Genomic DNA, 15,449 nt, shown 5'->3' with positions numbered 1-15,449 from the left:
AGCCTCACGGGACCGCAACTGCTTTTCTACTTGATATGACAAGCCAAACACATGCCGCTATTGGTATTCGGGATCGCCAAAAAGGGATCGTAAAGCGGATCTGCAGCAACGTCGACATCGGTATCATAATTGACATGCGGATCATGACAGGTGGCGCATTCAACATTTTTATCGACACCGAAAAGTACCATTCCGCCGATTTTGCCATCGACGTCGGCATTTAAGGTTAGCGGTCTTGCTGCCTGAACGGCACTATAACTGAAGGAAATCGGATGATCATCCGACAGGTCGGTATGACTCGTCGTGGCACCCTGTAAACCGTCATAGGAAGCGCCAACCTGCGGCCCTGGAACAACGACGCCCAGGACGTTATTCCAACCGAGTTGCACCATATAGCCGATATCATTATCCGGGATCACGCCACTGGTGTTAAGCAGATTGTCACCCATGCTGATGGTGCCGTCATGACAGGACAGGCAGAGGAGCGACTCTGAGTTCACTGTCCGGGTATCGTCACTCAGTCCACCAACAGTCGAAAGGCTCTCGCTGGAATAATGGGTGTAACCAGTATGTGGGGTGAGATCGCGGTTCCACAGCGGGCCATCCAAGGAGCCACCATGCGGGGTATGGCAAAATACGCAGATTTCATCTTCATTTCCCGCATTATATAGACCGTCATAGTATGCAGTACTGGAAAAATTGTGGATGGTATTCTGAATTTTCTGCGGACCCGTCCCGGCCACGGCAGCTCCAGCCGCCAACAACAATACCAGTATTATAAATATCAGTGTTCTCATCACTGTGTCCTCGCCCCAGCATTGCTGGTTTTCATTTAGCTCGATCATTTCAGGGTAGCCGCCAATTCGCTCGCCACCACTGCAGCTGCGCTATCTACCGGCAACTGGCTTTGCAGTTCTTCAACCAGGGTCAACAATTCCGCCACTTTCTGCTGCTCCAGCTGGACAAACATCGGATCAAGCAGCGGCAGGCTGGTCGGATCTTCACTGACCAGCGCAGCGTTGAGCTGCTGCAGCTTGCTATCAATCGCCGGATAGAAATCAGCAACATACTGGTTGTCGTTTTTCTTTGAACGGCCAATCAACAGCTTGCCATTACCGGTACCGGCAACCAGCTCTTTGCCGTTTGCGCCGCTTAGGTCGAGGGCGAAAATGCGCGCTACAGGACCACCACTAACAGCAACCAACGCCAGATTAGACAGGGCTCCAGCAGTGTAGTCAGCTTGGTAAATTTGTCCTTCTGTAGCAATCAACAGTTCCCGCTGGCCGTCGGCGTTCCAATCAACGAAGCTCGGCGCGGCGGCTTCGGCAAAGGCCACCAGCAGCTGCGGCTCAGATAATTGCGGTACCGAATCGCTGGCCAGATTGCTGAACAGCACCAATTCACCATCACCACTACCGACGACCAGATCCTTGTCGCCATCGGCATCAATATCGGCAACGGTCGGCACCGCAGAACTGCCGACCGAAGCCAACCAGACAGCTTCGTCGTCAAAACTGAAATCACCCTGATTGAGGTACAGCCAGACAGAACCGTCGGTGGTCCCGATCAGCAGGTCCTGCAGGTAGTCGTTATTCCAATCGACCAGACAAGGAGTGCCGCCGGCCAGTTGCGGCAACTGAAGCAATTGCTCGCTCTGAAAACTGACGTTCCGCACTTCGGTTAAACCATCGGCCAGATCCTGAGCATTACTCAATGTTCCGGAATGATAATGGATGCTGCCATCAGCGTGGCTCAGCAGCAGGTCCTCGATACCGTCGAGATCGAGATCAGCAACCAGCGGGGTAACCATGGAACCGGCCTTAACTGTCTTGCCAGCAACCTTGAAAGGATTAAAGGTAATTTGGTTCGGCAACAGGGCGGGGCGCAGTTTTGCATACACCTCGCTAGCTGCATCAATTTGAACATCTACCGGCTGTAAAAATGATTCAAACCCCGCCCGCTCAACCACCAACTGATAGCGCCCTTCCGGCAAATCTCGTAGTTTGACTGGGGTCTCGCCAATAAACTGACCGGCATAACCCTGATGTCCACCAAGATAGGCCCGCGCCCCAGGCATGCTGGCAGCCACATTCAACTGCGTTGCCTGATAGAGGAAACGCCCATCTGCGCTGGAAGTACTTTTCAGTCCATGATTATCAACCGCCGAGACCTGCCAGAAATAGTTCTGTCCGGGCTCGATCAGCAGGTTCCAGTCAACCAGCAGTCGCTGGGTTGCGACCAGTTCTTCGCTATAGAGAATCTGGTTAAAATCAGCATCGCTGGCAACTTCCAAGAGATAGCTGATCGTGTCGAACGGGTCGGCATCGGTCGCAACTTGCCATTCCAACAGAGCATCGGTTCTTACTGCTTCACCTGCCAGCGGAGCGATCAACTGCGGAGCGCTGGGAGCTTCCTGTGTGGCGTTGACATAAAAACTTTGCAGTTCAGACCAGTCCGATTCAACCTGACCGTCGAACGCTTGAACCTGCCAGCGATAAGAACCATTTTCCTGCAGGGCATGATCGATCCCGACGGATGTCACGGCCTGTTGTTCTGTAGCAAAGAGGGAAGAGATCAGAGTACCCGCCGCATCGAAGACCCGGACGTTATAACTGAGTTCGTCTTGTTCATCGACATCAACAGCATTGTTAAACTGCAAAGCCGGACGCGAAGAAACGACTTCGCTGCCACCAATCGGTGTCACCGGCTGCGGAACTCCCGGAGCATGATTGATTGCAACCGGGTTCTGGGCGCCATCAACACCGTAAATATCGATCTGCTGATCAGCCTGCACGACAAATAAACGGCTCGTGACTGCGTCAAAGACCATGGAGAGGGGACGGGACATGCCAGTTCTGGAGTAGCTGAGCAGCGGTGTGCCCACTGAATCGAGGACGCGGATACTCATCCCTTCAATGTCTCCGGCGTAGAACCGATTTTCAGTATCAAAGGTCATGCCACCAAAGAAACGTACCGGCGCTGAGCCGAAACCATTTTTGGCAATTATGGTTTTCAACAGGCCTCCAGAGCGGTCGTAAACCGTCACCTTTGGCTCCATTCCAGCAGTGTTGGTGACAATAGAATCACTCAGGTAAATTTGATCGGTGGACGGCTGGCACACCAGGCTGGAGTTGACGACAAAGGAAGCGCCTAACTGGCCGCTGGATGTTCCCTCAGGATGGAACACCTTGACATGGCGGCTATTCAGATCAGCGACATAAATATTGCCGTCGCTGTCAAGGTCGATCGAACCTGCGGCGACAAACTCTCCCGCGCCCCTGCCGAGATAACCGAGCAGCGCACCGTCAGCATCAAAAACTACGACCTTGTCGGAAGCCGACGCATAAATCCGATCACCTGCAGGAGAAACCGCCAGACCTGCACCGGAGACTTTTTCCTGGTCGATAAGCAGCAGTTCGCGACCAAACTTGTCAAACTTGAAAACCTGATGCAAACGGGCGTCGGCAACATAGAGATTACCGCTATTATCAACGTCGATCCGGGTGGGAACACGCAAGCCTGCTTTAATTTCACCGAGCAACTCAAGCTGTGGCGCTTGCGCTGAAAAAGAGAAATCAGGCCATATCGCGCCCAAGGTCAGCGAAACAACCACGACAAGGCAGATACTTATCCAGGATCGGATCATATTAAAGCCTCCAAATAAAGAGCTCTGAGCAAAAATGCAGATTCTACGTTCTTGAGTTTTTCACTGCAGGAATCATTCATTGCAAATAAAATACCAAGAACTTATTTCTAATTTTCACACAAGAGGCAAAAAAGGCGGGAATTCTAATTAGTTATAAAATTCCCGCCAGATTGTTACCCTTTAATATATACAGGGCTTAATAAATAGTCTATAAGAATTTGAATTTTTTCATTCGATAACGAAAAGCGTCGATGCCCAGATTGAGCTTCTTGGCCGCTTTTGACTGATTATTCTCTGCCATATCAAGCGCCTGACGAATCAACTCGCGTTCGACATCCTCAATATCCACGCCTTCGGGGGGCAGTATAAATTCGAGCGGCCCGGCCTCGGCACCAGCGGCCTGACAGACCAGTTCCCGTGGCAAGTGCTCGAGTTGCATAACTTCTTCATTCTCCAGGATGATCGCCCGCTCAATAACATTTCTCAACTCGCGAACATTTCCCGGCCAATCATATTCAAGCAGGAACTGCTCGGCGTCATCAGAAACACTCAGCACCGATTTGCCAAATTCCCGGTTGAACTGGGCAATAAAATGCCTGGCCAGGATCAGGATATCCGGACGACGTTCACGCAGCGGCGATAGAAAGATGGGGATAACCTGCAAACGGTAATAAAGATCATTACGAAAGGTCTTATCCTTAATCGCCGCCAAAAGATCCTTATTCGTCGCGGAAACAATCCGCACATCAACATGAATATCTTTGGTCCCACCAACCCGGCGGAAGGTACGATCTTCGAGGACACGTAACAGTTTGGCCTGGATGCCCTGTGGCATATCACCGATTTCATCAAGGAAAACGGTTCCGCCATCGGCCATTTCGAAAAGCCCTTTTTTCTGATTTTTGGCGTCAGTAAAGGCTCCCTTTTCATGTCCCATCAACTCGCTTTCCAGCAGGGTCTCAGGCACAGCGGCGCAATTGATCGCCATAAAAGGTTTTTCGGCGCGAGCGCTCTCATAATGGATCGCCTTAGCCACCAACTCTTTACCGGTCCCACTCTCGCCCTGAATCAACACCGTCCCGGCATCGCTCTGGGCTATCTTTCTAATCATGCCGAGAATGTGCTTTACATCTTCACTCTCACCGATAATCCCATCAATACTGAATTTTTTCGGCTGCGTGGAGCGCAACTGCGCAACCTCACGCTTTAACTCCTGATTCTCCAAAGCCTTTTTGATAACGATGGCCAGCTCATCGAGGTTAAACGGCTTATTGATGTAATCGTAAGCTCCCAACCGCATCGCCTTGACAGCCGTTTCCAACACACCAAGAGCGGTGACCATGATGACGATGACATCCTCATCGCTCTCCTTGACCCGCTCGAGGACCTCCATGCCATTCATCCCCGGCAACTGCACGTCGAGCAACATCAGGTCTGGCGATTCCTCATGGATCAGGCGTAGAGCATCCTCCCCGGAACCCGCGGTCGACACCTCGTAACCCTGCTTTTTAAGGTTCTGGTCCAGCGACCAGCGGATCAAATGTTCGTCATCCACAACCAGTATCTTATTTTTTCGCACTGATTACGATCTCCTCAGCTTTTGTTGTTATTGTCAACAGACAGCTCATTTACGTTCAAAATCGGCGCTCCCTCGCGCTCTGCCGCAGACGGCAGCTCAAGGGTAAAGCAGGTCCCGTGGCCTATTTGGCTTGCAACACGCAGGGCACCACCATTTGCAGTCATCAACCGGCAACAAATGGACAATCCCAACCCGGTTCCCTCGGTTTTACTGGTATAAAATGGGGTGAAAATATTCTTCATCTCTTCGTCCGAAATTCCCGGCCCCGTATCGCGGATATCAACCCGAATCATAGTCCGATCATCCTGCGAGAAAATTTCGGTCTGCACAGTCAGAACCCCCCCGCCCTTCATCGCCTGCAGACCGTTGATCATAACGTTCAACAGAACCTGCTGGATCTGCTTTTGATCTCCCCAAACCAGGGGCAGATTGCGGGTTAACTCTTCTATCCAATTGACATTTTTTGCATCTGGATGCTGGGCGGCAAACAGCTGGGTCTGCTTCACCAGGCTGTTAATATCAACATAGGTAAATTCAGGTTCACCAGGCTTGCCAAAATAGAGAAGATCGGTAACGGTTTTATTCAACCGCTTCACCTGTTTCTGAATTTCACACATGATCTCCCGACGCGGATCGTCCGCAGGGTAATCATCGGCCAGCACATCAATGGCCCCACCAATTCCAGCCAGTGGATTTTTGATTTCGTGAGCCAGTCCGGCCGCCATTTCCCCAACCGAGGCGAGCCGCTCGGCACGCTCCATTTGCTGGTAATGACACTGCTGCAACTCGGCTTGCGCCTGCTCCAGATTAGTCACCATCGAATTGAACCCGTACATCAACTGACCGACCTCGTCGTTGACCCGATCCGGCATTCGCACAGTTAAGTCCCCTGCCTCTACCTGCGACATTCCGGCGGTAATTTTCTCCAGAGGGCCGCGCAACATCCGCGACATGATGAAAGAGATCGCCAACGCCAGGGCAATCAGATTGACCAACGTAGAGTGGACAAAGATCGTACTGGTTTCACGCAATTGCTCAGTCATATGGGCAAGGGAAAAATCTAGGCTGAGAACCCCGATCACACCTTCGTCGATGGCGTGACACTCAACGCAGCGTTGATCGGCCAGGATGGGTTGCTGCACCGTGAGAACCTGGGTTCCATCGGCGGCTTCGTAAACACCTTCATTTTTTAGCTGACGGAACAGCTCTAAAGCATTTTGCGGTATCTGCTGACCGAGCCGTTGCGGTCCCGAAGAGCGTAGGATCAAGCCGTTCGGGTCAAAAATGTCGACTCCCCTCAGCTTGCCGCCGCTGCCAACCTTCTCCAACATTGACTGCACATTGGCTGAATCACCGATACTCATGGAATGATAAATTGAACGCTCAATTGTACTGAGGACCAACTTGGCACTTTCCCGGTGGACGCCGATCAAGTGCCCCTGTTCGCGCTGCAGGTGATACATGGCGAAAGTCCCAACACCAAGGACCAGGAGCAGGACATTCAGCAGGATGACACGACTGATCAGACTATTGAACAATTGGCTCTCCAAAGAGATGTAACATCAGCCGAATGGCCTATTAGCGCAACGACATTGTCAGGGCATCTGGGGACGCACCTGAAAAGCAATCCAAACAGCGTAAATGAAAAAACGGCCAACCCGCTAGCCTAAGCGGCTGGTCAACATTCATCCGCACCGGACAGATAAGCATAAATCAAGTCATCAAGGCTCGGCTCTTGACGGATCTTCGGATTGACCTGACGAAACTTATCGACAATCGGCTCTTCAACAATCGTCACCGGTGCGGGGTCCGTTTCAACCGTGGGGACGGAGACAACCGGCGTGGCAACTGGCAGAGATTCAACCGCCGGAACAGTCGGCTCGGCAACCAATTCCTCAACTATCTCTTGTTTCGCCACAGGCGCCACAAGCAATTCGATACCCAAGGCAACGATCCGTTCATCGAATTCCCCCTGGGTTAAGCGTCGTAGCATCCCTTTATGTTGTTCTTTAGCCAGGTCCTCAACAACCAGACTGAGATTATCAACCTTGAGAATGTCGGCGTAGACGGTTTTCTGCGACGAAATTATCGTCCCACCATGATAAAGCAACGTCACCAATTGTGGCTTATTGACACCACTGTCCTCGGTCTGGACGTGAAAACCAACCCCCTTATAGCTGACGTTGTGATTGAATCCGACGATCATGTCCGACCTCAAGTATTATAAAAAAGACCAATCGACTATACCGTTAAATGGCGAGACGAATCAACTATCTTCTTGAAAGGAAAGGTTTTTTGAGATTCCGCAAAATAACTAAGCAATCCCGGCCAGCCATCCGCAACAGTCATTTAGCGGCCTGCAAGTAAGATTTGCTTAATCTTAGCGACCGCCTCCAGGGCGTCGGCAGCATAAAGATCTGCGCCGATTTCAGCGGCATAGCTTTCTGTCACCACCGCACCACCGACCATGGTAAAGACCTTCACTCCGGCCTGCCGCAACGCCTCAATAGTGACTTCCATCTGTTGTAAAGTGGTGGTCATCAGGGCAGAAAGACCGACCGCATCGACCTGTTGCGCCTGGGCCTGCTCAATGATTTTTGCCGCAGGAACATTCTTGCCCAGGTCAACAACCTCAAAGCCATGATTTTCCAGCAGTGTGCAGACGATATTCTTACCGATATCGTGGATGTCGCCCTCGACGGTCGCCATCAGCACCTTACCGAGGGACTCAACGCCCTGACCGCTGGTTTCCTCCTTCATACGCCGGAACCCGGTCTGCATGGTCTCTGCAGAGAGCATCACCTGGGGCAAAAAGATCTGATTCTTGCCAAAACGTCGTCCAACCTCTTCAAGCCCGGGCAGCAGCCCTTCGTTACTGATCTGCAGCGGCTCCAGACCTTCTGCCAAAGCCTGCTCAATCAGCGCGACCACACCATCGGTATCACCCTCAATGATCGCCTTGCCCAGCAGCTCGCGAATCGCCAACGGCTGATCGGTCGGCGAAACAGCAATTGCCGCCGGCGCAGACTGTTGACTGTAGCGAGCGATATAAGCCTCGGCGCGCAGATCCTGACCGAGCAGCACCTTGGCCGCACAAAGGGCATCCATCATCCGCTCTTCTTTAGGATTGATGATCGCCGCTTTCAGCCCTGCTTCGAGGGCCATGGTAAAAAAGGTCGCCGAGAGAACCGGTCGGCTCGGCAGGCCGAAAGAGATATTGCTGACCCCGAGCACCGTCGGCAGGTTCAACTCATCACGCACCAGACGTAAGGTCTGCAAGGTCTCTGCGGCGCGTTTCTGTTCTGCGGAAACGGTCAGCGTCAGACAGTCAATGATGACATCCTCGCGGGGGATGCCGAGCGACAATGCACGCTGCAAAATCGTTTTCGCCACCGCAAGCCGGTCGTCAGCGGTCTCGGGAATCCCCTGACCATCCAGGGCCAAACCGATAATCGCCGCACCGTACTTTTTTGCCAGCGGCAAAATCGCCGCCAGACTCTTCTCCTCGCCAGAGACTGAATTAATCAGCACCTTGCCGTCGGCGGCCTTAAGTCCCCTCTCCAGCGCTTCGGGACTGGAGGAGTCAAGCACCAACGGTGCCGCAGCGACACCACTGACGGCAAACACCGCGCGTTCCAAAGCCAGCGGCTCATCAACCCCCGGAGCACCACAATTAACATCCAACAGATCCGCGCCTGCGTCCACCTGCTGCTGCGCTTCGCGGCGGATATAGGCGGTTTTCCCCTCGCGCAGTTCAGCGCTGTAGACCTTCTTCCCGGTGGGATTGATCCGCTCCCCGATCACCAGGCAGCCGGCCGCTCCACCGACTTCAACCGCCTGGCCACGACTGGACAAAAAACAGCGGCGCGGCGCAGCCTGCCAGGACTGGTCAAAACCAGCCAGAGCTTTCTGCATCGCTTCGATATGGGCCGGGGTGGTGCCGCAGCAGCCGCCGATCACGCGCACGCCTATCTCAATCAAGCGCTGGTGATAATCGGTCATTTCGGCCGGCGTGCCAGGAAAAACTGTCACCCCGTCACGCAACTCCGGCAACCCGGCGTTGGCCTGGGCGATCAGCGGCCGGTTGGTCACGGCGCGCATTTTTTGCAAAATGCTGAAGATTCCGTCAATGCCGAGGCCACAATTTGAACCAATCACGTCGACGCCAAGCGCATCGAGGGTCACGGCTGCAGCTTCCGGCGGCGAGCCGAGCACCGTATGTCCGGCATCATCAAAGGTCAGCAGGGCCATCAACGGCAAATCGCAAACCGCCTTAGCGGCAACAATTGCGGCCCGCAACTCACGGATATCAAGAAAGGTCTCGAAGGTGAGCAGGTCGGCACCAGCTTCGGCCAGAGCAGCAATCTGTTCGCTGTAAATCTCGACCATTTCGTCAAAACCGGCATCCCCGACCGGCTCGAGAAAACGTCCGGTCGGACCGACCGAGGCCGCAACGAAGGTTTGCTCTCCCGCCGTCCGCCGTGCGATTTCCACCCCGGCGACATTAATTTCCCGGACCTGCCCTTCCAAACCGTAATTAGCCAGCTTGGGACGATTACCGCCAAAAGTGTTGGTCACAATAATATCGGCACCGGCGGCGATATACTCACGATGCACCGCTTCGACCACTGCCGGCTGTTCCAGATTCATCCCTTCGGGGGATGCACCCGGTGCCAGACCGCGTTCCTGCAGCATGGTCCCCATAGCACCGTCGAGAACCAGAACCCGCTCGTCAATCGCCTCTAGAAATCTACTCATTGCTCTCCAACCTTATCCGTTTCTTGTTGTACTGCGCTGTCGCCATCCGCTTCCGGCAGCGGGCCGGTCTGCGGAGGTCGACTAAAGTTAAAATCAGCATACACCGGTTGATCAATCCGCACATGCCCTTTAAGGGTCTGCAGGACTTGCCCATCAACCAGAATCTGCAATTGTCTTAAATAGGGAAAGTTCTCACTTAAACTGTTGACCAAACTGTAAACGGTCAATAATTCGGCGAGGCTGCCACCGGGATGAAAATCACTCAAATGGCGGGAGAAATTGACCCGCACCAGATCATTTTCCAGTTCAATGTCCAGAATCCCGGTTTTGGGTGGCACGACCGGCAGCAAATCCTGTTGCGAACCACTACGCAAGGCCTCCAAAACACTGCGGATGCAATCGCGGTCATCATCACAGCCAGCTATCTGGCGCGCTTCCGGCTGCAGATAGTCCCCTTGCGGAGCGGCAAAATAAAGCTGTACCTCGCGTTCTGGAAGTTCCGCATCAACAACGATCGGGATCCGTTCAGCGGGCTGCTGAGCCTGCTGCAGATACCAGCCGATACCATAACCGGTCAGCACGCCAATCAGCAGCAAACCAAGCAACACCAGCAGTATTTTTTTCATCCTGCCCCCTGTTTCACTTCACAGTTTAAGCAATCCGGCACTTAACCGATCCGCACCTGCTGCACCTTTTTTAGTTCATGGCCAAGAAAGGCCCGCCCGACCCGTTCGAAACGGGTCGGCACATCGGTCACGTAAAAATCACGCCGTCCACCATGCTCCGGCCGGCACAACCCCTGGTCACAAAACAGCGCCGCCACGGTATTTGCCGTCTCTTCAGCAGAATCAACCAGCAGAACCTCCGGGCCAAGGACCCGCTGCAGAGTATTGCGCAACAATGGATAATGGGTGCAACCGAGCACCAAGGTATCTATTTTCGCCGCAATCAATGGCTGCAGGTATTCACGACAGGTCAACTCCGCAACCTGGTGTTCGGCCCAGCCTTCTTCGGCAATCGGCACAAACAACGGACAGGCAACAGAAAAGACCTCGGCTGCGGGCAGCAAATGGCGGATCGCCTCTTCGTAACGACCACTATTAACCGTTCCTTCGGTGCCAATCACACCAATCCGCTGATTACGGCTGCCTACGGCCCGTCGAGCACCTGGTTCAATCACGCCAATCACCGGCAGTTGAAAACGCTCCCGCAACGCCGGCAGAGCCACAGCTGAAGCGGTATTGCAGGCAACCACCAACAACTTAACCCCTTGATCGACCAGGAATTCAGCGGCCTCCAAGGCATATTGTTCAACAGTTTGGGGACTTTTGGTGCCGTAGGGCACGCGAGCCGTGTCACCCAGATAAATAAGGTTTTCACCGGGAAGCTGGCGAATAATTTCCTTGCAGACAGTTAAACCGCCGACCCCGGAATCGAAGATACCGATTGCTTGCTGTAACACCGAAGACTCCAGAACAGAACTTATGGATAGGACATGCAAACCGGACCGATAGACCGAAAGCCTGTCAAACCGAGGGCGTTATCCTAGTGAAGATGCCGAGCCAAGTCAAGATTTACGGGCTTTTAGCAATTTATCTTGATGAGAAAATCTGCTAGTCTGCGAATATTGTTTACCGCCTATTAATATCTACGAGAAAGTACCGGGGAGAGCCGTATGACGTGGGCCGATGTTAAAGAGTTCATGACCAACTTTCGCACTGATAACATCATGCGCCAGCTGGAAAGCTTAAATATTTCCGATCTGAGCACGAACCCCTGGTTTCTGGGCGGTTTCGCGGCGGTGGTCCTGATCACTTATTTCCTCGGCATGCGTGCCATTTCCGCCTGCATTGTCGGTATTGGCGGCTTTTCCCTGGCTATCTCGTACACGGTCGCCCAAGGAGGTGGGACAGAGGGACTTTCTGGTGGTGGAATTTATGCCATTATCGGTGGCGGGACGGTTGCTATCGGACTATTTATCTATCTGCTGTTTATAAAATCAGAATAAACCCCACCCTTGGGATTGACCCCAGCCCCTGCCTTGTAGCAGTATCTAGAGTCATTAACTCAAGTATCAGCCGACCAAAAAACAACCGAGCGCAGCTCAAACTTCGGAGATCAAAGCATGAAAACAAGGGATATCCTTTTACTGTTAGGTGGGGTGGCGATCATCGTCATCCTCTGGATGGCACCGGAAGAAAGTACCACCCGGGTTCCTAAGGATGAAGACCACCTGAGATTTTACGACATCGTCAAACAGGATGGCAAAAAAGCCGCCGAAAAATTCTGCCTCGATTGCCATAATGACGACGGGGTCACCTTTCCAGAAGGACATCCACCGAAAAGTCGTTGCCTGTTCTGCCATAAAGTCATTTTTGAATAGCAACGCCATTAGGTCGATAGAAAAAGAGCCAGCTCGCGTTATGCGATCTGGCTCTTTTGGTTTCAATTCGGCAATCAAGGATAAAACTGCAATTGATGGCTCAGAGTCCGCGCAACTGAACCCGCTCGACATATTCTTCCGCTTGACGGCCGAACTCTTCGAGCTGCGACGGCGTATAGGACTCAAGCTGCTGCCATTCAAGCTGCAATGAATGGGCTGGCAGATACTGCTGCAACACCCAGAGCGGAGCGCCACGCAGCAGTTCGCCTAACTGCGCAACCTCTTCGCTCCCAACCAACTGCGGAACACAGGTGGTGCGGAACTCAACCTCAATCGTGGCATCCTTTGCCAGCTCGACACAACGCTGCAGTGCAGTCGTCGACACTGAAGAACTGTGTAGCTCAGCATAACGCTGCGGCGTGGTTTTGATGTCGATGGCCAGATAATCGACTAAATCCTCTTCGAGCAACCCGGCAATCACCTCCGGCAGCAGGCCATTGGTATCGAGCTTAGTCTGCAGACCGAGATCTTTGAGCTGACGTAAAAAAGCTGGCAGACCGGCATCAATGGTCGGTTCTCCGCCCGACACAACAACCCCATCGATAAACGTCTTGCGCTTACGCAGGTCTGCCAGCAACTCGCTGACGGGAAAATTGGGGAAAGCCCCTGGATCAAGCACCAAGCCCGGATTATGGCAGAAGGGGCAAGTCAAATTGCAGCCACCGGTAAACACCAGAGAAGCAACCCGGCCAGGAAAATCGAGCAGGCTGGTCCCCTGAAAGCCCTTGATCGCTATCTCATTCAGCTTTTCTGCTCCTTATTCGCCAGGTTGTATTCGGCGCGGTCCTTGAATTCTTCCTTCTTGCCGCGATTCCACTGTTGTACCGGGCGGAAGAAGCCACAGACGCGTGAATAAACTTCGGTCTTTGCATCACATTTAGTCGCCATTGTTCAATTCTCCTTGCTTCTCATTTGGGTATGCTTAGGCCGCCTGTCCCTCGTGATGATGGGGACAAGCAAAGTGTTCGCCGGTGATGTAACCATGCTCCGGACAGATAGTAAAAGTCGGGCTGAGAGTGAAATAGGGCAGATGGAAGTTCTCGGCAATCCGCTTGACCAGCAGCCGGGCACTGCGCCAATCCTCCAGTCGCTCGCCGAGGAAACCATGGAATACCGTGCCGCCAGTGTAAAGGGTCTGCAGGCCGTCCTGATGGCTGAGCGCCTCGAAAATATCTTCGGTGGTGCCGACCGGCAACTGGGTTGAATTGGTGTAGTAAGGCTCATCGGTTCCAGCGGTGACGATATCAGGGAAGCTCTGTCGATCCCGATTAGCCAAACGGTAGCTGGTTCCCTCCGCAGGTGTTGCTTCGAGATTATACAGATGGCCGGTCTCTTCCTGGAAGACCTCCAGCTGCTTGCGCATGAAATCGAGCGTCGCCTTAGCCAGCGACTGGCCCTCTTCACTTTCGATGCCGCTGCCGGTCAGATTGAGACAGGCCTCATTCATGCCGATCAGACCGATGGTCGAAAAATGGTTATCCCAGAAACTTCCGGTGCGCTCGCGAATCGACGACAGGTAAAATTTACTGTAGGGATAAAGCCCTTCTTCAGTCAGCCGCTCCAACTGCTTCCGTTTGAGCTCCAACGACTCGTAAGCCAACTTCATCAAATGACTGATCTGCTCAAAGAATCCGGTCCGTGACTCGGACTTATAGGCAGCGCGCGGCAGATTGATGGTCACCACGCCGATAGAACCGGTCATTGGGCTGGAACCGAACAGGCCACCACCGCGCCGGCGCAGTTCACGGTTATCAAGCCGCAAACGGCAACACATCGAGCGGGCATCTTCCGGATCCATATCGGAATTTACAAAGTTACTGAAATACGGGATACCGTATTTGGCGGTCATCTCCCAGACCGGCTGCAGACGATCACTCTCCCAGTCGAGATCGCTGGTGATGTTGTAGGTCGGAATAGGGAAGGAGAATATCCGTCCCGAAGCGTCGCCGTTCATCATCACTTCGCAGAAGGCGCGGTTGAGCAGATCCATCTCAGCCTGAAACTCACCGTAGCAGCGGTCCACCAACTCACCGCCAATCACGACCGCCTCTTTAGCCATATTCGACGGCACCATCATGTCCATAGTGATGTTGGTGAAGGGAGTCTGAAAACCGACCCGGGTCGGCACATTCATGTTAAAGACAAATTCCTGCAAGCTCTGCTTGACGTCGTCGTAGCTCAAATTATCAAAGGCGATAAAAGGCGCGAGCAGGGTGTCGAAATTGGCAAAGGCTTGCGCTCCGGCAGCCTCGCCCTGCAGGGTGTAGAAAAAATTAACGGTCTGCCCTAAAGCAGTACGGAAATGTCTCGGTGGGCCACTTTGCACCTTTCCGTAGGCTCCGGTAAATCCCTTGAGCAGCAGATCCTTGAGATCCCAACCGCAGCAGTAAACCGACAGCATCCCCAGATCGTGGATATGAAAACTGCCCTCGCGGTGCGCGTCGGCGATCGCTTCCGGGTAAATTTTATTCAGCCAGTAATGGCTGGTGATGTTCGCGGCGATATGGTTATTGAGGCCTTGCAGCGAGTAGCCCATGTTGGCGTTTTCATTGACCCGCCAGTCTTCGCGCACCAGGTAAGAATCGATCGCTTCGATCGATTCCTTCATAAACTCCTTGGTCTGGCGCAGACTTTCGTGCTGCTTTCGGTAGAGGATGTAAGTTTTGGCGGTCTGGGCATGACCGTTTTCGATGAGGATTTTTTCAACCAGATCCTGAACATTTTCGACCGTCGGCACCCGGTCGTCTTTGTATAAAACGGAAAGAATCCCGCCGACCTGGCGAGTGATATCCGCCGCTTTTTGCATGTCGGTTCCACCGACAGCCTGGACCGCTTTGATGATCGCCTGGGCGATCTTCTGCTCTTCGAACGGAACCAGCCGTCCGTCGCGCTTGCGGATAAATTCGATCATGCCGAGCCTCCCTGATTGAGCCCACCACCTAATAAACAAAAACTAATCACATGCGTAAAATTGAAACTATCAACAGTGCAACTAACCAGCTGACAACGGTTCAGAGGCTACC

At 53.1% G+C, this 15,449-nt stretch carries 11 protein-coding genes and 1 pseudogene; 2 read left to right on the top strand and 10 right to left on the bottom strand.

Annotated elements, in window-relative coordinates; translation table 11 throughout:
* Positions 1–26: 26 nt before the first annotated feature.
* From ACZ5PT_RS07510 to murI, 8 genes are all read right to left on the bottom strand, one after another.
* On the bottom strand, positions 27–797 hold the full coding sequence (locus tag ACZ5PT_RS07510; protein ID WP_464266194.1) for a hypothetical protein: 771 nt from the start codon (positions 795–797) through the stop codon (positions 27–29).
* A 44-nt stretch (positions 798–841) separates the two neighbouring features.
* On the bottom strand, positions 842–3,646 hold the full coding sequence (locus tag ACZ5PT_RS07505) for an FG-GAP-like repeat-containing protein (protein WP_464266193.1): 2,805 nt from the start codon (positions 3,644–3,646) through the stop codon (positions 842–844).
* 208 nt (positions 3,647–3,854) lie between these two features.
* Complete coding sequence (locus tag ACZ5PT_RS07500; protein ID WP_464266192.1) at positions 3,855–5,225, bottom strand: sigma-54-dependent transcriptional regulator; 1,371 nt, start codon at positions 5,223–5,225, stop codon at positions 3,855–3,857.
* A 14-nt stretch (positions 5,226–5,239) separates the two neighbouring features.
* Positions 5,240–6,763 (bottom strand): two-component system sensor histidine kinase NtrB, encoded by a 1,524-nt coding sequence (locus ACZ5PT_RS07495; protein ID WP_464266191.1) that lies wholly within the window; start codon positions 6,761–6,763, stop codon positions 5,240–5,242.
* A 140-nt stretch (positions 6,764–6,903) separates the two neighbouring features.
* The gene (locus tag ACZ5PT_RS07490) at positions 6,904–7,431 is read right to left on the bottom strand and encodes a hypothetical protein (protein ID WP_464266190.1); all 528 of its coding nucleotides are present in this window, start codon (positions 7,429–7,431) and stop codon (positions 6,904–6,906) included.
* Between the two features lie 143 nt (positions 7,432–7,574).
* On the bottom strand, positions 7,575–9,983 hold the full coding sequence (locus ACZ5PT_RS07485; RefSeq protein WP_464266189.1) for a homocysteine S-methyltransferase family protein: 2,409 nt from the start codon (positions 9,981–9,983) through the stop codon (positions 7,575–7,577).
* Positions 9,980–10,609, bottom strand: a complete 630-nt coding sequence (locus ACZ5PT_RS07480; protein ID WP_464266188.1) for a GerMN domain-containing protein — start codon at positions 10,607–10,609, stop codon at positions 9,980–9,982. The genes ACZ5PT_RS07485 and ACZ5PT_RS07480 overlap by 4 nt, the downstream gene beginning before the upstream one ends.
* A 41-nt stretch (positions 10,610–10,650) precedes the next feature.
* Positions 10,651–11,445, bottom strand: coding sequence for a glutamate racemase (murI, locus tag ACZ5PT_RS07475; RefSeq protein ID WP_464266187.1), 795 nt, complete (start codon positions 11,443–11,445; stop codon positions 10,651–10,653).
* Positions 11,446–11,658: 213 nt separating this feature from the next.
* On the opposite strand from murI, the gene ACZ5PT_RS07470 reads away from it, so the two are divergent.
* Both ACZ5PT_RS07470 and ACZ5PT_RS07465 read left to right on the top strand, forming a co-directional pair.
* The gene (locus tag ACZ5PT_RS07470; protein WP_464266186.1) at positions 11,659–11,991 is read left to right on the top strand and encodes a hypothetical protein; all 333 of its coding nucleotides are present in this window, start codon (positions 11,659–11,661) and stop codon (positions 11,989–11,991) included.
* A 117-nt stretch (positions 11,992–12,108) separates the two neighbouring features.
* Complete coding sequence (locus ACZ5PT_RS07465) at positions 12,109–12,366, top strand: cytochrome c (RefSeq protein WP_464266185.1); 258 nt, start codon at positions 12,109–12,111, stop codon at positions 12,364–12,366.
* A gap of 100 nt (positions 12,367–12,466) precedes the next feature.
* Here the strand turns inward: ACZ5PT_RS07465 and ACZ5PT_RS07460 are convergent, their stop codons facing one another.
* A complete protein-coding gene (locus tag ACZ5PT_RS07460) occupies positions 12,467–13,156 on the bottom strand; it encodes an anaerobic ribonucleoside-triphosphate reductase activating protein (RefSeq protein WP_464266714.1) in 690 nt (229 codons plus the stop codon).
* 11 nt (positions 13,157–13,167) lie between these two features.
* Positions 13,168–15,337: pseudogene (locus ACZ5PT_RS07455) on the bottom strand (ribonucleoside triphosphate reductase).
* Positions 15,338–15,449 lie beyond the last annotated feature (112 nt).

It is taken from the genome of Desulfuromusa ferrireducens (assembly GCF_055389805.1).
The sequence above is the reverse complement of the archived record's forward strand: the minus strand, read 5'-3'. Positions and strand labels throughout refer to the sequence as shown.

Bases quoted from the DNA above. Each gene is read 5' to 3' on its own strand.
- ACZ5PT_RS07510 (WP_464266194.1), bottom strand. From the start codon at position 797: ATGAGAACACTGATATTTATAATACTGGTATTGTTGTTGGCGGCTGGA.
- ACZ5PT_RS07505 (WP_464266193.1), bottom strand. From the start codon at position 3,646: ATGATCCGATCCTGGATAAGTATCTGCCTTGTCGTGGTTGTTTCGCTG.
- ACZ5PT_RS07490 (WP_464266190.1), bottom strand. From the start codon at position 7,431: ATGATCGTCGGATTCAATCACAACGTCAGCTATAAGGGGGTTGGTTTT.
- ACZ5PT_RS07485 (WP_464266189.1), bottom strand. From the start codon at position 9,983: ATGAGTAGATTTCTAGAGGCGATTGACGAGCGGGTTCTGGTTCTCGAC.
- ACZ5PT_RS07480 (WP_464266188.1), bottom strand. From the start codon at position 10,609: ATGAAAAAAATACTGCTGGTGTTGCTTGGTTTGCTGCTGATTGGCGTG.
- ACZ5PT_RS07470 (WP_464266186.1), top strand. From the start codon at position 11,659: ATGACGTGGGCCGATGTTAAAGAGTTCATGACCAACTTTCGCACTGAT.
- ACZ5PT_RS07465 (WP_464266185.1), top strand. From the start codon at position 12,109: ATGAAAACAAGGGATATCCTTTTACTGTTAGGTGGGGTGGCGATCATC.